This window comes from Micromonospora sp. CNZ299 (genome assembly GCF_002754415.1).
The window spans coordinates 3,198,942-3,217,321 of the sequence record NZ_PEFG01000001.1; the positions used below are offsets into that span (position 1 = coordinate 3,198,942).

At 69.6% G+C, this 18,380-nt stretch carries 13 protein-coding genes; 8 read left to right on the plus strand and 5 right to left on the minus strand.

What is annotated here, in order from left to right:
- The first annotated feature begins 135 nt into the window (after positions 1–135).
- Genes CLT68_RS15095 through CLT68_RS15120 form a run of 6 tightly spaced genes read left to right on the plus strand, consistent with a single transcriptional unit; the run spans position 136 to position 4,908 of the window.
- On the plus strand, positions 136–951 hold the full coding sequence (locus CLT68_RS15095; protein WP_197699591.1) for an ABC transporter permease: 816 nt from the start codon (positions 136–138) through the stop codon (positions 949–951).
- On the plus strand, positions 948–1,730 hold the full coding sequence (locus CLT68_RS15100; RefSeq protein ID WP_088946950.1) for an ABC transporter ATP-binding protein: 783 nt from the start codon (positions 948–950) through the stop codon (positions 1,728–1,730). Before CLT68_RS15095 ends, CLT68_RS15100 begins: the two co-directional genes overlap by 4 nt.
- Complete coding sequence (locus CLT68_RS15105) at positions 1,727–2,728, plus strand: aliphatic sulfonate ABC transporter substrate-binding protein (protein WP_099851617.1); 1,002 nt, start codon at positions 1,727–1,729, stop codon at positions 2,726–2,728. The genes CLT68_RS15100 and CLT68_RS15105 overlap by 4 nt, the downstream gene beginning before the upstream one ends.
- Positions 2,729–2,756: 28 nt before the next feature.
- Positions 2,757–4,169, plus strand: a complete 1,413-nt coding sequence (locus tag CLT68_RS15110) for a sulfatase family protein (RefSeq protein WP_199177051.1) — start codon at positions 2,757–2,759, stop codon at positions 4,167–4,169.
- Positions 4,166–4,552 (plus strand): DUF202 domain-containing protein, encoded by a 387-nt coding sequence (locus tag CLT68_RS15115; RefSeq protein ID WP_099857185.1) that lies wholly within the window; start codon positions 4,166–4,168, stop codon positions 4,550–4,552. The genes CLT68_RS15110 and CLT68_RS15115 overlap by 4 nt, the downstream gene beginning before the upstream one ends.
- A gap of 32 nt (positions 4,553–4,584) precedes the next feature.
- Positions 4,585–4,908, plus strand: coding sequence for a DUF202 domain-containing protein (locus CLT68_RS15120; protein ID WP_099851619.1), 324 nt, complete (start codon positions 4,585–4,587; stop codon positions 4,906–4,908).
- A 69-nt stretch (positions 4,909–4,977) separates the two neighbouring features.
- On the opposite strand, the gene CLT68_RS15125 is transcribed toward CLT68_RS15120, so the two are convergent.
- The 4 genes from CLT68_RS15125 to CLT68_RS15140 form a co-directional block, all read right to left on the minus strand.
- Positions 4,978–7,611, minus strand: a complete 2,634-nt coding sequence (locus CLT68_RS15125) for a discoidin domain-containing protein (protein ID WP_158240886.1) — start codon at positions 7,609–7,611, stop codon at positions 4,978–4,980.
- Between the two features lie 75 nt (positions 7,612–7,686).
- Positions 7,687–9,957 carry a family 20 glycosylhydrolase gene (locus tag CLT68_RS15130; protein WP_099851622.1) on the minus strand — a complete coding sequence of 757 codons (2,271 nt, stop codon included), beginning with the start codon at positions 9,955–9,957 and terminating at the stop codon, positions 7,687–7,689.
- A 29-nt stretch (positions 9,958–9,986) separates the two neighbouring features.
- Positions 9,987–12,770 (minus strand): alpha-L-fucosidase, encoded by a 2,784-nt coding sequence (locus CLT68_RS15135; protein ID WP_099851624.1) that lies wholly within the window; start codon positions 12,768–12,770, stop codon positions 9,987–9,989.
- Positions 12,771–12,860: 90 nt separating this feature from the next.
- Positions 12,861–15,650 carry a glycosyl hydrolase family 95 catalytic domain-containing protein gene (locus tag CLT68_RS15140; RefSeq protein WP_099851625.1) on the minus strand — a complete coding sequence of 930 codons (2,790 nt, stop codon included), beginning with the start codon at positions 15,648–15,650 and terminating at the stop codon, positions 12,861–12,863.
- A 291-nt stretch (positions 15,651–15,941) separates the two neighbouring features.
- Between CLT68_RS15140 and CLT68_RS15145 the strand changes: the two genes are divergently transcribed.
- Together CLT68_RS15145 and CLT68_RS15150 are read left to right on the plus strand one after the other, a co-directional pair.
- The gene (locus CLT68_RS15145; protein WP_486482176.1) at positions 15,942–16,796 is read left to right on the plus strand and encodes an amidohydrolase family protein; all 855 of its coding nucleotides are present in this window, start codon (positions 15,942–15,944) and stop codon (positions 16,794–16,796) included.
- 50 nt (positions 16,797–16,846) lie between these two features.
- Entirely contained in the window at positions 16,847–17,518 is a 672-nt protein-coding gene (locus CLT68_RS15150; protein ID WP_099851629.1) for a FadR/GntR family transcriptional regulator, read from the plus strand.
- A gap of 53 nt (positions 17,519–17,571) precedes the next feature.
- Here the strand turns inward: CLT68_RS15150 and CLT68_RS15155 are convergent, their stop codons facing one another.
- Positions 17,572–18,303 (minus strand): FadR/GntR family transcriptional regulator, encoded by a 732-nt coding sequence (locus tag CLT68_RS15155; RefSeq protein ID WP_088946959.1) that lies wholly within the window; start codon positions 18,301–18,303, stop codon positions 17,572–17,574.
- Positions 18,304–18,380 lie beyond the last annotated feature (77 nt).

Genomic DNA, 18,380 nt, shown 5'->3' on the forward strand with positions numbered 1-18,380 from the left:
AGGCAGTGCCGCCAGCTCGGCAATTTTAGTCCGAAGGGTTGACATGATTAGTCCGGTCACCAAAGATTCCCTTACCTTGAGCGCCGCCCACCCGGAAGGCGCGCTCCAATCCGACCTGGGCTACGGAGGGCCACCGTGCCGATAGACGTTCAACCGCCCCGGACCCGCGGGTCGGAGACCACCCCCACGGCGTCGCCACCACGCCGCGCCGTACCACTGCTGGCGTGGAACGTGATCGCCGTCGTGCTCGGCATCGGCATCTGGACCGTGCTCGCGCGGGTCGGGGTGTCGGGCCTTCCCGGGCCGCAGGCGGTCGCCGTCCGCGCCGGTGAACTCGCCATGGACGGCACCCTGCTCGACGACAGCCTCGCCAGCCTGCGCCGGGTGCTCATCGGATTCGCGCTCGGCACCGCCCTCGCGATTCCGGTCGGCTTCCTGATGGGGTGGTACCGGACGGCACGTGGCCTGATCGAGCCCTACGTGCAGTTCTTCCGCACGATCCCGCCCCTGGCCGTCATCCCGTTGGCCATCCTGCTCATGGGCATTGGGGAGACGCCGAAGATCTTCGTCATCTTCCTGGCCGCGTTCCTGTCCTGCGTCGTGTCGACGTTCCAGGGCGTGGTGAGCGTCGAACGCACCATGATCAACGCAGCCCGGGTGCTCGGCGCCAACGACGCCGTGGTGTTCCGCCGGGTCATCGTCCCCGCGTCCACCCCGTTCATCCTGGTCGGCATGCGCGTCGGCCTCGGCGCGGCGTGGGCGACCCTCGTGGCCGCCGAGCTGATCGCCGCGCAGGAGGGCCTCGGCTACCGCATGCAGCAGGCGCAGATCTACTACGACCTGCCGAGCATCTTCGTCGGCCTGATCACCATCGGTGTGCTCGGCCTGATCATGGACCGGCTCCTGCTCACCGCGGAGAAGCGCCTCACCGGATGGCAGGAACGTCGATGACCGAGAAGATCTCCTTCCGCTCCACCAGCCGCACGTTCGAGGTGGGCGGCAAACCGTTCCACGCGCTGCAGAACGTCGACCTGGACATCGCCGACTGCGAGTTCGTCACAGTGGTCGGCCCGTCCGGCTGCGGCAAGTCGACACTGCTGAACATCGCGGCCGGCCTGGTCGAACCCACCGGCGGTGAGGTGCTCGTCGACTCGCGACCGGTGCGTGGGCCCGGCCCGGAACGCGGCGTCATCTTCCAGCAGTACGCGCTGTTCCCCTGGCTGACCGTGCGCCAGAACGTCGAGTTCGGTCTCCAGATCGCCAAGGTCGGGCGGGCCGAGCGGCGGCGACGGGCGCAGCACTTCATCGACCTGGTGGGCCTCACCGACTTCGCCGACGCGCTGCCCCGGATGCTGTCCGGCGGTATGCGGCAGCGATGCGCCATCGCACGCGCGTACGCCGTCGACCCCGGCGTCCTGCTCATGGACGAACCCTTCGGCGCCCTGGACGCCCTCACCCGGGTGCAGATGCAGGATCAGCTGCTGGCCACCTGGGGCTCCGAGCGACGCACCGTCATGTTCATCACCCACGACGTCGACGAGGCCGTCTACCTCGCCAACCGGGTCGTCGTCATGGCTGCCCGGCCCGGCCGGGTGCACGAGGTCATCGACGTCGACCTGCCGTACCCACGCACCGAAGCCGTTCGCCTGTCACCGGAATTCTCCCGGATCCGCAATCGGGTCTGGCGCGCCGTCTACCACCAGACCCCTCAGGAAGGTGCATCGCAATGAGCCCTCTCTCCCGTCGATCCCTGCTCACCGGCATCGCCGGCCTCGGCACCGCCGCAGCCCTCGCCGCCTGCGGCGACGACGACCAGTCCGGAACCGGCGGCTCCGGCAACGAGCCGGTGAAGCTGGGCTACATCGCCGACTTCACCGGCGCGAGCCTCATGGCGATCGCCGACGACAGGAAACTGTGGGCCGAACACGGACTCAAGCCGGACCTCAAGGTCTTCACCAACGGCCCCCTGCAGGTGCAGGCGCTCGGCGCCGGCGACCTCGACTTCGGCTACCTGGGCCCGGGCGCGATGTGGCTGCCGGCCTCCGGCAAGGCCCGGGTCATCGCCATCAACTCGCTCGGTTTCGCCGACCGGGTCATCGCCCAGCCGGGCATCACCTACATGGCCGCGCTCAAGGGCAAGAAGGTCGGCGTGCCGGAAGGCACCTCCGGCGACATGATCGTGCGGCTGGCCCTGCGGAGCGCCGGCCTCTCCATCGACGACGTCCAGAAGGTCGCGATGGACCCGAGCACTGTCGTCACCGCGTTCGGGTCGGGCCAGATCGACGCGGCCGGCATCTGGTACCCGCTCATCGGCACCATCAGCAAGCGGGTGCCGAAGCTGACCGAGCTGGCCAAGAACGACGACTTCTACCCGGCCATCAGCTTCCCGTCCGCCTATGTGGGCCGCAACGACGTGGTGACCGGCAAGCCGGACCTGGTGAAGAAGGTGCTCGCGGTGCTGCGTGCCGCCAACGACGAGCGGGCCGCCAACCTGGACCGCGCTGTCGAGGTCACCGCGAAGTTCCTCAAGTCGGCCCCGATCGACCAACTGCGCGCCGAGGCCGCCAACGCCCGGTTCCTGCCGTCCGCCGAGCTCGCCGCCAAGTCCACCGACGGCACCGTCGCGGGTTGGCTCACCGGCCTCAACGGCCTCTTCAAGGACCTGGGGAAGCTGCCGAACGCTGTCGACCCGAGCACCTACTACGACGCCGCCGCGTACGCGTCCTGAGGCGGGTCGCGTGAGAAAGGATCAGCACGTGCGGCCCAACATCGTCTTCATCATGGCCGACGACCACGCCGCGCACGCGGTGGGCGCCTACGGAAGCAAGATCAACGAGACGCCGCACATCGACCGCATCGCGGCCGGCGGTGCTCTCCTGGAGAACTGCTTCTGCACCAACTCGCTGTGCGCGCCCAGCCGGGCCACCATCCTCACCGGCACCTACAACCACGTCAACGGCGTGCAGACGTTGTCGACCGAGTTCGACAACAGGCAGCTCGTCTTCCCGGAGCTGCTGCGCCGCGCCGGTTACCAGACGGCCCTGGTCGGTAAGTGGCACCTCGGGCACGGCCCGGAGCACGACCCCCGGGGGTTCGACTACTGGGAGGTCGTGCCCGGCCAGGGGCGGTACCGCGATCCCGTCTTCATCGGTATGGACGGCACCGAGCAGGTCCGTCCGGGCTACTGCACGAACATCATCACCGACCTGGCCGTCGACTGGCTCGACCAGCGCGACCCGCAACGACCCTTCTGCCTGCTGGTGCACCACAAGGCGCCACACCGCAACTGGGAGCCCGACGACAAGCACCGCGACATGTACGTCGACGACGTGGCCGTGCCGGGCTCGTTCGACGACGACCACTCGGGGCACGCCGCCGCCGCCCGGGCCGCCCGGATGCGGGTGGACCGGGACCTGACCGCCAACGACATCAAGGAGATGCTGCCGCCACACCTGGACCCCGACGAGGCCGCCCTCTGGACCTACCAGCGCTACATCAAGGACTATCTGCGCTGCGTCGCCAGCGTCGACGACAACGTCGGCCGCCTGCTCGACTATCTCGATGAGCACGGGCTGACCGACGACACCATCGTCGTCTACACGTCCGACCAGGGCTTCTTCCTCGGTGACCACGGCTGGTACGACAAGCGGTTCATGTACGAGGAGTCGCTGCGGATGCCGTTCCTGATCCGCTACCCGGCGGAGATCCCGGCCGGCTCCACCACCAACGCGCTCGCCATGAACGTCGACTTCGCCCAGACGTTCCTCGACTACGCCGACGTGCCGGCCGACTCCCGCATGCAGGGACGCTCACTGCGACCGCTGCTGCGCGGTGAGGACGTCGACGACTGGCGGCAGTCGGTGTACTACCGCTACTGGGAACACGACGACGATGAGCACCACGTGTGGGCGCACTACGGCGTACGCACCCACGACCACAAACTGGTCTACTACTACGCCGACGGGCTGGGTCTGCCCGGCACCTCCACCACGGCGCAGGAGCCGGAGTGGGAGCTGTTCGACCTGCACGCCGACCCGTGGGAGATGCGCAGCGTCTACGACGACCCGGCGTACGCGCGGATCAGGGCGGCGCTCGTCGAGGAACTCGCCCGCGTCCAGCGGGAGTGTGGCGACCTCCCGTGGCAGCCGCCGGCACCGGTCAGCGGGTGACGGACGAGGCACCTCCCGCGCCGGCCGGCCCGGGCCGCCCCGACCGTCGCTGGCCACGCCGCGTCTACGGGGTCGGCACGGAGCCGGACCCCCGGTTCACCCTCGCCAACGAGCGCACCTTCCTCGCGTGGCTGCGGACCGCGCTGGGCCTCATGGTGGCCGCCGCGGCGGTCAAGGCCTTCGGCGCGGAAGGCTCGCAGTGGGCAGCGGCCGTGCTGGCGGTGCTCGCCGTCGGGGTGGCCGTCGAGGCGTTCCCTCGTTGGAGCCGCAACGAACGGGCGCTGCGGCTCCAACTGCCGTTGCCGTCCACTCCCGTCGCGGTCGTGGCGGCGGCGGGGGCGGTCGTGGCCGGTTTGACCATCCTCGTCGTGGTGCTGATCTGATGTCGGTGCTGATCTGATGTCGTGGTGCTGATGTGACTGAGCCACCACGGCTCGCCGACCGGGGAGCACAGGCCGAACGCACCCTGCTGGCGTGGCTTCGTACGGCGTTGGCGACGGCCACCGTGCTGGTGGCCGTCGGACGGGAACTGGTGCCGCGCCATCCGTTCGCGGCGGGACTTGTGCTGGCCTGCGCTCCGCTCGCCGTCGTGGTTGCCGTCCTGGCGCGGCGTCGGTATCGGACCGTCCGACTGCCCACCCAACTGGGTCAGCCGGAGGGTGCCGCACTGCTGGCCGCCGGCAGCGCGCTGGTCGTGACGGGCGGCGTGACGGTCCTCGCCCATGTTCTCGCCCGATAGGGCGCGTTGCCGTCGATCCTGCCGTTCCGGGGCGACACCAGCGTCGCCCCGGAACGGCAGAGAGACCGGTCAGGCCGTCGAGCCGTACAGGTTGATCTCGGCGGCGGAGGCGTACCCGGCGCCGTTGGCGGCGCGGGTGGTGCGCAGGCGTACGTGCCGGGCCGTGGTGGGCGCGAAGACCGCCGACTTCACTGTGCTGCCGGAGCCGAAGGTGCCGGCGGCGATCTGGGTCCAGGTGGTGCCGTCGGTGCTGGTCTGGATCTGGTAGTCCGCGATGGTGCCGTTGGTGCCACCGTCCTGGCGGGGCAGGTAGTCGAGTTTGTCGATGCGGAAGGTGCCGCCGAGGTCGATGGTGATCTGGTGCGGCATGGCGGCGACACCGCCGACGTAGCGGGTGTGCCAGATGGTGGCGGGGTTGCCGTCGATGGCATTGGCGGCGGCGCCGTTCTCGCCGACCGTCTCGACGCTGTCCGCCGTTGCGGTCCAGCGGGCGCGCGACAGCTGCGGGCTGTCTCCGCCGCCGATCGCCTCGTCCGTCGGTGCGGCCTGGAAGACGGCCACCTCGAACGGCGCCAGCGTGATGCTCACCGGTGCGGCGGGACCGGACACGAAGCCGGATCGGCGTCCGTCGCGTTCGGTGAACTTGTACCGCTGGTGGGTCCCGCCGGGCAGTTCGAAGACCGTCTGCGGGTTGACCGTGAAGCTCTGCGTGGACGCCGACGGGTTACGCAGCATCAGCATGCCTCTGGACGCCCCGGCCGAGGAGTTCCAGGCGGCCGTGCCGTAGACGGCGCCTGCCGCCGGGTCACCGCCGACCCAGTGCACGTCACTGAGCAGTCCCTGGTTGGCGCGGGCCCACTTCGCGTTGGTCGCCACGGTGTCCCAGAACCAGGCCGCGCCCGGCCTGCTGGCGTCGACGAGCGTGTTGCGCACGTACAGCTCCTGCAGGCTCAGACCGAGCGCGAAGTAGGCGCGGATGTCCTGCGACACCTCCGCCTGGACGCTCGGCTTGGTGAGGTCGTAGTCGGCGGTGAACTGCGGTGTGCGGTCGGAGAAGATGACCCCGTGGTTCATCAGGCTCGGGATCGGGAACAGCGGGTTCTGGGTGGCGACGTTGCGGAACGTCTCCGAGTCGCGATAGTTGACGTAGCGCTGTTGGGCGCTGCCCGCACCGGTCAGTGACGCGTCGTGCCCGTCGCGCCAGATGGAGTCGGCGTACCACAACCAGTACGGCGAGCCCCAGGTGCCGACTGTCGCGTTGACGAACACGTCCTTCTGGTGCGCCCGCAGATCCCCCGTCAGCCCGAGCAGTGCCTCGTAGTCGGCGATGTAACTCGCGTTCGGGCCGGACTGGTAGAGCCCGCCGCCGATGCCGTCGAGCTTGAAGCCGCGTACCCCCTGGTTGTCCATCATGTCGAAGGCCACCGACCGGAACCGGTCGTAGTAGCGGCTGCCCCCGAGTTTGAACTGACCGCCGCTGTGGGTCTCCAGCCGCTGGTCGGCCGGCTTGCTCGTGTTGATGGCCTGGCGGGTGGCGGCGCTGGTGCCGTACCCGCCGAACGGCGACATCCACACCGACATCGATGCGCCGTACTGCGCGGCGGCGGCCTTCTGCGGTGCGAAACCGGTGGGGAACTGGGTCGGGTCGAACGACCAGACGTTCAGGTTCGTCTCGTCGACCCGTGGTGAACGCAGATAGTCCCAGCCGTCGTCGACCCAGAAGCTGTCGATGGTGGCGCCGCGGTTGCGCAGCTGGGTGCCGAACAGGTTGACGGCCCGGGTCAGCTCGGCGCTGTTGATGACCTCGCCGGGTGGCTTGAGGTCCAGCCAGCTCTGGTAGTGCAGGAACGTCCGGCGGTCGTGAGCGCGTTCGCGTTGCAGGTAGTACTGGAACGAGCGGCGTAGCTGCCCGGCGGGTGAGACACCGGTGGAGGCGGTGTACACCCATGACGCGCCGGAGGTGAGGTCCCCGGCACGGGGCACCGCGATGTCGACGGCGGACCCGTTCACGGTGGCCTTGGCCATCGGGTTCTCGATGCCGACGAACACCGTCTCGCCGCCGGCCGTGCCGTGCACCACCGGGCTGCCGTCGTCGTTGCCGCGCACCCGTGCGTTTGCCAGGTTGAGTTCCACCAGGCGCAGCGACGTCACGTCGAACGTGCCGGCCACCGAGCGCACAGTGAAGCTGTGCTGCACGGAGTTGGCGCCGCCGCGCAGCCGTACCTGCCACTGCACGTCGAGGGTCCGCGCCCCGCTGCCGTACCGGAAGGTGGTGGTGACCGCCTTGCCGGCGAAACGTTCCGCGAGCCGTGCCGACGCCGCGTTCGCCGGCAGGTCACTGACCACCGGGCCGGCGGAGACCGTCGTGTTCGCCGTCGTGATGGTGCTGCCGTCGGCGAGGGTGAGGGTGAAGAGCCCACGGAGGCTCATCGGCACCGTGGTGTTCGCTGCCCGGTTGTCGAACCGGGTCAGCGACACCGTGCTACCGAGCACGCTCCACGTGGTCGACAGCGCCGCGTTGGCCAGGGTGAAGCTGCCGCCGGACAGCGACGCCGTCGCCGCGCCCGGTTGGGGGCCGGGGAAGACCAGGCCGGCGGCATCGGTGTAGGTCGGGTCGGCCGGGACCGCCGCCCCGGCCGGGGCCGGATGGCCCCCGACCGTGGCGACGGCAGCGGCGATCAGAGCCAGGACGATGGTGGGCACGACGAGTCGCCGTGGCCGTGCTGCCGATGAGGATGGCGGGGGGATGGCGTGCTGCATCGTGCCTCCATCGGTGGTTCAGGCGGTGGGGGTGCTCCAGCGCTGGTTGGCGCCGTTGGTGCAGGGCCAGAGGATGAGGCGGGTGCCGTTGGCGGTCGCGCCGCCGTTGGCGTCGAGACACTTGCCGCCGGTGCGGTAGGTGCTCGTGGCGGTGTCGTAGGTCCACCGCTGGGTCGTGGCGGTGGTGCAGGTGCCGATCACGATCGTGGTGCCGTCGGTGAGGCTCCCGTTCGCCGGCCACAGGCACTTGCCCAGCGCGGTGAGGGTGCCGTCGTTGCGGTGGGTCCACGTCTGGTTGGCGCCGCTGTTGCAGTCCCAGAGGTTGACCGCGGTGCCGTCGGTGGTGTTGCTGCCGGGGATGTCGACGCAACGGCCGCTGGCAGCGCCGGTGATGACGCCCTTCTTCGGGCCGTAGACCTCGAACTCCCAGAGGGAGTAGCCGAAGGTGGTGGCGCGTGCGGTGCCCTGCATGCGGACGTAGCGGGCGGTGGTGTTGACGAGGTGCTCGTCGGTGCCGCCGTCCCCGGCGGTGACGGTCACCGCGGTGCTCCAGGTGGTGCCGTTGGTGGAGGTCTGGATCTGGTACGCCCGCGCGTAGGCGGCCTCCCAGCGCAGTGCGACCCGGGAGAGTTCCTGACTGCTGCCGAGGTCGACCTGGATCCAGCTCGGGTCGGTGTAGGCCGAGGACCAGCGGGTGCTGATGTCGCCGTCCACCGCTGCCGAGGCCGGGAAGCTGGCCGTCTCGGTCGACGACGCGGTCACCGGGCGGTTCGTCGCCAGGTTGCCGGTCGCCACCGCCGGGCCGCCGGGAGCCCGGCCGATGCGGTCGATGATCGCGCCGAAGGCGGTGTACGTGGCGACCGGCTTCGGTGACCCCCAGGTCTGCTGGGCGATCACACGCAGGATGGTCCGGATGCCCGCCGCGATCTGGTCCTCGGTCTCCGCGTCCGGGTAGTCACACCAGATGTGCAGCACAGTGCCGAGGTTGCGGGACGTGTCGCCGACGGTGGTGTTGCCCTGGAAGCGGTCCGGGGTCCAGGTCTCGTAGGCCCACGTCACGTTCGGCTTGCTGATGGCGGGAACGTAGTAGGTCGGATCCCACGCCTGGTTGGAGATGGTGTGCCCACGGTCCAGCAGGGCCTGCGGGGTGATGCCGTAGTTGTACCAGACCTCGACGTGGATGTTGGACGCCGGCCGGATGGTGCCGTCGGTGCCGATGCCGTCGTTCCACATGCGGGTGGTCTTGCCGCCTGCGCGGACGATGTCGTTGGCCCAGTTGATGAAGCCGTAGTAGGCGTCCTTCGCGGTGGCGTTCGCCCCGTAGGTCGCGCGGGCGTAGGTCAGCAGCTGCGGGTAGGCCGCGTAGTTGCCGACGTACTCGTCCGCACCGATGTGCCAGTACCGGCCGGGAAACAGCGGCAGGAACTCGGTGATGAGGTCCCGGGCGAGGGTGTAGGCGCCCGGCTTGGACAGGTCGAGGTAGTAGGGGTTGCGGTTGCCGTTGGTGTCGGCGAGCTGCAGGTCCGGGTGGTCGGCCAGAATGGCGTTCATGTGGCCGGGCATGTCGATCTCGGGAATGACCTCGATGTGGTACTGGGCCGCCAGGGCGATGAGGTCGCGGATCTGCTGTTTGGTGTAGAACTGCTCCGACACCACCTCCGGGTGGGTGGTGCTCTCCAGCCGGAATCCGAACGTGTCGGACAGGTGCAGGTGCAACCGGTTCATCTTCAGGTAGGCGAGCTCCTTGACGTGCCGACGGAGCCAGTCGACTGTGAAGTACTTGCGGCCAACATCGACCATCATGCCGCGTTCGGACTTGGTCGGGGCGTCGGTGGTCGTGCCGGCCGGCACCGTGCTGGACTGCTTGAGCAGTTGCAGCACCGTCCGGGTGCCGTAGAAGGCGCCGGCGTCGGTCGAGCCCTGGATGGCGATGCTCGACCCGACAGTCATGGTGTAACCCTCGGCGGGTTGGCTGCCGCCCAGGGTCAGCCGGATGTCGCCGGTGGCGGCCGCTCCGGTGGTGACCGGGACGGTGCGGCCGGTCAGGTCCCGTAGGTCCGCGGCGAAGGTGGCAGCGTCGTCGTTGAGCTGGGCGGTGTAGGCGGGATCGACCACGATCCGGGTCGTGGTGCCGAAGGTGTAACTGCCGGTGCCCGCCGTCCACTGCTTCAGCGCCGGGATCACCTGCAGATCACCCGGTACGGCCGAGGCTGGCGTGGCCGGCACTGTCAACAGTGCGGCGGCGAGTACCCCCACCGCGCCGGTGACGCTGATACGTCGAAGACGCATGATTCGCTCCTCTCAAGAAGGCTGGGAAATCAGCAGGACGCCGGGTTGGCGGTGCTGTCGGTGGCGTACGCGGTGAGCGTCGCGACCTGCGGGACACCGCGCGCGGCGGTGACCCGCAGCCGCAGCCGGTCGCTGTTCACGGCGGCGGGCAGCGGCACGATCCGCTTGTATCCGACCGTTCCGGCGGCGGCGACCTGTTGCCAGCCGCCGTTGATCCAGGCGTCCACGGCGAACGCCTCGATGCGCTGGCCGTTGCCGACCGACTCCTGCAACAGGAGCCGGTCGAACGTGCGGGCCCGGCAGGCGGTCAGTTCGACAGCGCCGGTGGTGGCACCACCCGAGGGCGACCAGTACGTGCCCAGGGCCGTGTCGGTGAGGGCGGCGTGGGTGCCGGTCGCACCCGCCGTGGCGAACAGCTCCCGGCCGTACCGCGAGCGCTGGGCGGTGCCGAACCCGTCGAGGGCGGTGACGTCCGGCGCGTCGATCACGCCGGCCCGGTTCGGCGGGACGTTGAGCAGCAGGTTGGCGTTGCGGCCCACCGCGTTCTCGTAGAGCTGCATCAGCGCGGCCGGCTGCTTGACCGAGCCGTTCTGGCCGGAGTGCCAGAACCAGCCGGGTCGGATGGACACGTCCGCCTCGGCCGGATACCAGGACAGGTACGTGACAGTCCCCAGGTTGCGCCCGATCAGCGCGCTGGATCCCAGGTCGCCCGACGCGGCGCCAGTGAGCATGTCGTCGTCACGGTTCAACGCGCCGGGATCGGCACCCTTGAACGGCAGCGCGCTCCACTCGTCGGCACGGAACGCCCCGGACTCGGAGCCGACCCAGCGCACGTCCGGGCCGTTGATCGCGATCGTGGCGCCTGATTGCAGGGCCCGGATCAGCCGGTACCAGTCACCGACCTGGTACGGCTGCGGGTACGCGGTGTACGGGTTGGCGCCGTCGAACCACACCTCGGCCATCGGCCCGTACTCGGTGAGCAGCTCGTAGAGCTGGTTGAGGAAGTAGGCGTTGTAGTCGTCGGCCTGGTACGTGTACGTCTGCGTGGGGGCGCGGGTGTCCCCGGCGACGAGCGTCGGGATGGTGACGTTCCGCTTGGCGCTGCCGTTGCCGAACCGGTCGCCGCCACGTCGGCCGGGGATCTCCGCCCCGTCGGCGGGGGAGAGGTAGAAGCCCACGGCGAGACCCGCCGAGCGGGCGGCGTCGACTGTGGCGCGAAGGATGTCGCTCTGGCTGGTCCGGCCCCACCAGGGGCTGCTGCGCACCGAGTGGGTGCTGTATCGCGACGGGTAGAGCAGGAACCCGTCGTGGTGCTTGACGGTGAGGATGACCTGCTTGAAACCGTTGCGTTTGAGCACGTCGATCCACTGTGCCGGGTTGACCACAGTCGGGTTGAACTGGGCCGGGTCCTCGTTCCCGCTGCCCCATTCGACGTCGGTGAAGGTGTTCATGCCGTAGTGCAGGAACGCCGTCAGCTCGCGTTGTTGCCAGGCCAGTTGGGCGGCTGACGGCGTGACCTGGGCTGCCTTCTGCCGGATCCGGTCGAGGGTGTCGCACCGGTCGACGGTGATGACGGTGGCCGGCGTGACCGGGCCGCTGCTGCCCGGGTCGCCCGCGCAGCCGGGGGGCGGCGGTGTGCCACCACAGACCGGCGCGTCGAGTTGGAAGTCGGCCGGACCGGCGGCGCCGGTCATCGACGCCAGGGCGATGGCGTCCAGCGTGCCGTGCCAGCCGCGGTTGCGAGCGCCGGCGTCGTTGCCGAAGGCCAGCAGACCCTGCGACGCGTTGGCCGCCGCCACCGGTGTGGTGACTGTGGTGCCCACCTGGCAGCCGTTGACGTACGCGACGAGCCGTGCCGCGGTGTCACTCACGTACTCGTAGGCCAACGCCACGTGGGTGTCCTGCGTGTCGGCCAGGTTCGGCCCGCTCTGCCGGGTGTCGTGGTACGGCGCGTCCGGCCCGTACATGCCGAACTCGGTAGTGGTCTGCGAGCCGCTGGCGTAGCGGTAGTAGCCGCCGCCGGCGAGGCTGAGCAGCGTGTCGAAGGTGATCGTGGCACCGCTCTGTCGGCGTACGACCGCCTCGGCCAGCAGGCTCTTGTTGACGTATTTCGCGCTGGTCACCGGGATCCGTGGGGTGAACCCGATGCCGGTGCCCCCTCCGGTGAGCGTGACGGTCGTACCGCTGATCACCTCACTGCCGGCCAGCCGGGTGAGCTGCCCGTCGACCAGTTCCCCGGTCGATGGGGTGTAGCCGGTGGTGGAGGTGAACGTGCCGCTGAAACCGACGTCGAGCAGCGGTTGGTAGTCAGCCGCCGCGACGCGCCACTGCTGGTTGGTGGCGGTGGTGCAGGGCCAGAGGATGAGTCTGGTGTTGTTGGTGGTGGCACCGCCGTTGGCGTCGAGGCAGGTGCCGGTGGCCTGGTTGCGCAGTGTTTTGGTGGTGGTGTCGTAGGTCCAGCGTTGGTTGGTGGCGGTGCCGCAGGTGGTGATGGTGGCGGCGGCGCCGGCTGTGGTGCTGGCGGGGGCGAGGCATTTGCCGCGGTTGCGGATGGTGTTGTCGGCTTGGCGGGTCCAGATCTGGTTGGTCGCGCCGGTGCAGTCCCAGAGGATCAGGGCGGTGCCGTCGGTGGTGGCGGCGCCGGGCACGTCGACACAGCGTCCGCTGGCCACTCCCGTGATCGTGCCGTCCCCCGGGGCCGCGGCGGCCGGTGCCGCCGGTGGGGTGAGCTGGACCAGGCAGGTGGCGAACAGGGCCAGGGCGGCCAGTGATGCGCCGCTTGCGCGCGCGCGGCGGCGCAGGGTGCGGGTCATGGGGGTGTCCTCTCCGGGAACGGGTCAGGGAGGGGTGGCGCAGAGGTGAGGTGACCTACGGGTACGGCCAGCCGGCGGTGAGGGCCGGCGTCACACCAGCCACTGCTGGTTGGTGGCGGTGGTGCAGGGCCAGAGGATGAGTCTGGTGTTGTTGGTGGTGGCACCGCCGTTGGCGTCGAGGCAGGTGCCGGTGGCCTGGTTGCGCAGTGTTTTGGTGGTGGTGTCGTAGGTCCAGCGTTGGTTGGTGGCGGTGCCGCAGGTGGTGATGGTGGCGGCGGCGCCGGCTGTGGTGCTGGCGGGGGCGAGGCATTTGCCGCGGTTGCGGATGGTGTTGTCGGCTTGGCGGGTCCAGATCTGGTTGGTCGCGCCGGTGCAGTCCCAGAGGATCAGGGCGGTGCCGTCGGTGGTGGCGGCGCCGGGCACGTCGACACAGCGTCCGCTGGCCACTCCGGCGATCGTGCCGGTCGCGGCGTCGGAGACCGCCTGGTAGCGGTGCCCGGCTTCGGCCGTGAACGTCACCCGGTCACCCGTGCGGTTCACCGGCACGGCCTGGTTCGTGGTCAGGTCCACCAGCGACGCGGTGGCCAGCATCGGATTCCGTACGGTGAGGGAGCCGCTGTTGCCTGCGGTCAGCGTGATCCGGCTGGCCAGCCGGTTGCGCCACTCGGTGTCCACAGTGACGTTCCCGCGGGCCCGCAGTCCGCTGACCGAGCCGGTGGGCCAGGCCGCCGGCACGGCGGGCAGCACGTCGATGACGCCGTTCTGGCTCTGCAGCAGCATCTCCGCCATTCCGGCGGTGGCCCCGAAGTTGCCGTCGATCTGGAACGGCGGGTGGGTGTCGAACAGGTTGGCGAGGGTGCTGCTCTTGAGCTGCTCGCTGAGCATCTTGTGGGCGTGGTCGCCGTCGAGCAGCCGGGCCCAGAAGTTGATTTTCCAGGCCTTGCTCCAGCCGGTGCCGCCGTCGCCTCGCGCCGTGAGGGAAATGCGGGCGGCGTTGGCGAGAGCGGGGGTGGTCGACGGTGATATCTGCCGCCCCGGGTGCAGGGCGTACAGGTGCGAGACGTGCCGGTGGTCGTTGGTCGGGCTGTCCCAGTCCGCCTTCCACTCCTGCAACTGACCCCAGGAGCCGACCCGCAGGCCGGGGTCGAGCTTGTTCAGCGTGGTCTGCCACTGCCCGCGCAGGGTGGCGTCGACGCCGAGCGTGGCGCTCGCCTCGATGGTGTTGGTGAGCAGGTCCCACACGATCTGCTCGCTCATCGACGCGCCGGCCGAGAAGTCACCCTGCTCGGGTGAGTAGCTGGGCGAGACGACCAGCCTGCCGTCGCGCGGATCGACGTGCAGGTTGGCCCGCCAGAACTCCGCGGCCTCCTTCATCGCCGGGTACGCCTGGTCGCGGAGGAACGTCGTGTCGCGGGTGAAGCGGTAGTGCTCGTAGAGGTGTTGGCACAACCACGCGGCCGCCTCCGGGAACCAGAAGGCGGTGGCCCAGTCCTGGACGCCGGTGAAGCCGTACGGGTTGGTGCTGAGGTGCGTGACCCAGCCGCTCGTACCGTAGATGTTCTGCGCGGTGACCCGGCCTGGCGCGCGCAGGGCGTCGATGAAGTCGAACAGCGGCGTGGCGGTCTCAGCCAGGTTCGTGGTCTCCGCCGGCCAGTAGTTCATCTGCACGTTGATGTTGGTGTGGTAGTCGGCCTGCCAGGGCGGGGTGTTGGAGTTGTTCCAGATGCCCTGCAGGTTGGCTGGCAGGGAGCCACCGCGGGAGGACGAGATGAGCAGGTACCGGCCGAAGGAGAAGTACAACGACTCCAGCGCGCGGTCCTGGGCTCGCCCAGCGGCACCGGTGTAGGCCGATCGCAGCTCGTCGGTGGGAACGTTCGGCATCTGCCCGCCCACGTTGAGCCGGACGCGGTCGAAGAGACTCTTGTAGTCGGCGAGGTGGGCCGCGCGCAACGCCGCCACCGTCGAGGCAGCCGCGCCGTCGACCGCCTGGGTGACCTGGGCGTGGGGGTCGGCGCCGCGATAGCTGGGGTAGGTGTCGGCGTACGACGTCGCGGCGGACAGCACGATGAACGCCGAGTCGGCGCCGGCGACGGTGATCCGGTCGGTGCCGTCGGTCCGGGTGCCACCGGTGGTCACCACCCGGTACTGGGTCTCGTGGGTCAGCCCGTTGCCGGGCAGCGCGCCCCGCACGGTGATCCGGCCGTTCGCCACGGTGACGGTGCTGCCCGGCTGGGCCGAGGCGGTACGCAGGACGAAGGAGACCTTCCCGGCCTGGCTGGCCGACAGCCGGGTGACGATCACGTTGCGGGGGTGGCTGGCGAAATACTCGCGCTGGTAGGACACCCCGCCGTAGGAGTACCCGACGCGAGCGGTGGCCTCGGCGAGATCCAGCTCGCGACGATAGTCGCTCACGGTGGCCGGGGTGCCGGTCATGTCGAGGTACATGTCGGCGAGGTTCTGGTACGAGCCGAATCCGGTCGCCGGCTGGCCGAGTGCCGTGGCGACCGCGCCAGGTGCCATCCGTGTGTCCCGGTCGATCTGGGCCTGCACGCCGGTCAGGGCTCCGGGCCGTGGTGACGTCCAGTTGCCGTGGTTGTAGCCGCTGGTGCCGGGTCCACCCGTCCACAGTGTCTTCTCGTTGAGTTGCAGGCGTTCGGTCTGGATACCACCGAAGACCATGGCGCCGAGCGCACCGTTGCCCAGCGGAAGCGCGTTGCTCTCCCAGTTGGCGGCGGGCTCGTCGTACCAGAGCGCCAGCCCGGGGTCGGCGGCTGCTTCGGCCGGAGCGGAGTTGGCGGACGCGGCGGTCAGGGCCGCGGCCACGAGAAGAGCCGCCGCTGCGGCTCGCAGGATCGTCTGGGTACGGCCGATGACAGGCATAGGGCCTCCTCTATGCCATGGGAGTTAACGTGGGATGTATATTTTTGTCAATGGGTCGCACTGGAAACCCAGGTGAGGTTGCCTGCGATGGATATCGCGACCTGCATGGGGGATCGCCAGCCCATTTCGGCCTATTGCCTGAACCATGGACAGCTGCTAGACATCAGATGTCCGAGCTCTTAGTCCCGGAAACATCCGATGTATGCGGGGTGGTGTGGTGAAGCTTCTGCGATCACGGCATCGCGGTGCGGACGTGGCCAGCCCCGCGGCGTCAGCCGCGGTGGGGCCTGCGTGCTGACGGTCGACGCGCACCATCACCTCTGGGGGAAACCGCCCGCCTGCGCCCGGCTCGACGACGACCGGATGCGGTCGGTCCGGCGTCCGTTCACAGTGGCCCAGTGGCAGGCGCAACTGCGCGCGGCCGAGGTCGATCGCTCCATCCTCGTGGAGAGTGGGCGATGCGACGAGGCGGAGTCGGAGGACCTGCTCCGGTGGGCGACCGAGGCGCCGCAGATCGCCGGTGTGGTGCTGTGGGCTGACCTGACCGGTCCCGGCTTGGAGGCCCGCATCGCCAGACACCTCCGGCGCTCCGGTGGCGATCGGGTGGTCGGTGTCCGCGCCCAGATCCAGGCCGAGCCGGATCCGGACCATCTGGACCGCCCGGACGTGCGCCGCGGCCTCCGTGTCGTCGCGGCAGCCGGGCTGGCTTTCGATCTGCTGGTCCGGGTGGACCAGCTGCCCGCCGCGGCGCGGGCCGCCGCAGCGCTGCCGCACGTCCGCTTCGTCCTCGATCATCTCGGCAAGCCGGAGATTCGGGCGGGTGCGACCGGACTGGCCCGGTGGCGCGGGCCGTTCGCGGCGTTGGCTGAGCAGCCCAACGTCACGGCCAAGCTGTCCGGCCTGGTGACGGAGGCCGACTGGGTCTCGTGGCGGGCCGACGACCTGCGACCGTTCGTCCGCGAGGCGCTCGACCGTTTCGGGCCGGATCGTTTGATGTTCGGTTCCGACTGGCCACTGTGCCTGCTCGCGGGCAGCTACGGCCGGGTGCGGGCCGCGCTGCACCAGGTGTTGCCGGCGCTGTCCGAGGCGGCCTCACACGCGATCTTCGGAGGCACCGCCGCGCGGGTCTACCGGCTGGGGGTCTGACCCGGCGATCATGGGAACGGGCCCTACCCCGAACATGTGCGGAGGCGGCGATGGCTCTCACCGACGAGGCGATCGGCAAGATCAAGATGATGATCACGTCGGGCGAACTCGGCCCGGGCGATCGACTGCCGAAGGAGGCGGACCTGGCCCGGCGGCTCGGTCTGTCCCGCAACTCCCTGCGTGAAGCGGTGAAGGCCCTGTCCATCATCCGCATCCTGGATGTCCGCCAGGGTGACGGCACCTACGTCACCAGCCTTGCCCCACAGTTGCTGCTCGACATGCTCAATTTCGTCGTGGACTTCCACCGCGACGACACAGTGCTGGAGTTCCTTGAGGTGCGGCGCATCCTCGAGCCGGCCGCCACGGCGCTGGCCGCGCAGCGGATGGCTGCCGAGGACATCGCCGGCCTCCAAGCCGTGCTCGACAGCCTCGGCGACACCCACGACGTGGAGGCACTGGTCGCCAACGACCTGCAGTTCCACCGCCTGATCGCCGTCGGCTCCGGAAACACGGTGCTGTGCTCGCTGCTCGACGGGCTCTCCGGGCCCACCACCCGGGCCCGCATCTGGCGCGGTGTCACACAGCAGGGCGTCATCACCCGGACCCGGGAGCAGCATCAGGCGATTGTCGACGCGATCACGATCGGGCACGCCGATCTTGCGCGTTCCTGGGCGACCGTGCACGTCGCCGGCGTCGAGGAGTGGCTCCGCCGAGCACTGTGACCGACCATGTCCGCTGACCGGCTTGCGGGTCGTACGGCGATGGCGGTGTCGATTCAGGCCCGCACGACGCGGGCGATGCTCGCCCGGATGGGCGCGTAGTGGTCGGCGATGGCGGCTTGCAGGCCGGCCACGTTGCCGGCCGCGATCGCGTCCACGATTGCCCGGTGACGGTGGGCGGTGATCAGCCGGTCCTCCGGCTCGGTGCGCAGCGTGGGAGCGACGATGGCCTGGACCTGCCAGAACGCCTCGGTCAGCTGGAGGATCAGGTCGTTGCCGAGGGGCTCGAGCAACTTCACGTGGAAGGCCCGGTCGACGTCGAGGAAGTCCTTCCCCTGGGCCGCCAGGCTCTCCATCTCGTCGACGAGCGCGGAGAGGGCCACCCGGTGCTCGCCGTCGAGGACGGCGATGACCTGGGCTGCGAGCCCCTGCTCGAGGGTCTGGCGGACATCGACGACCTGCCCCAGCACGTGGTGATCTTCCTCGCCGCTCAGGAGGCCGCGGAAGGTCAGGCCCTCCACGAGAGCGGCGAGGGACATGCGGCCGACGAACGTGCCGTGACCGTGCCGCACCTCGACGATGTCGAGGGCAGAGAGGATCTTGACGGCCTCGCGCACGCTGGACCGGCTGGCGCCCACGGCGTCACACAGCTCCGCCTCGGTGGGGAGGATGTCTCCCGGCTTGAGGCGATTCCGCAGGATGTACTCCTTGATCTTGGTAGCGACTTCCTGCCGGCGGGGACCTGGGCGCTCCGCACCGCGTAGCGGAGTGGCGTCAATGGTCGTCATCTGGCACTTGCCCTTCCCTCACGAATCTGACACGCTCACCCTATCGGCATCAGATGTCAGACGTCAGACCCCATTAT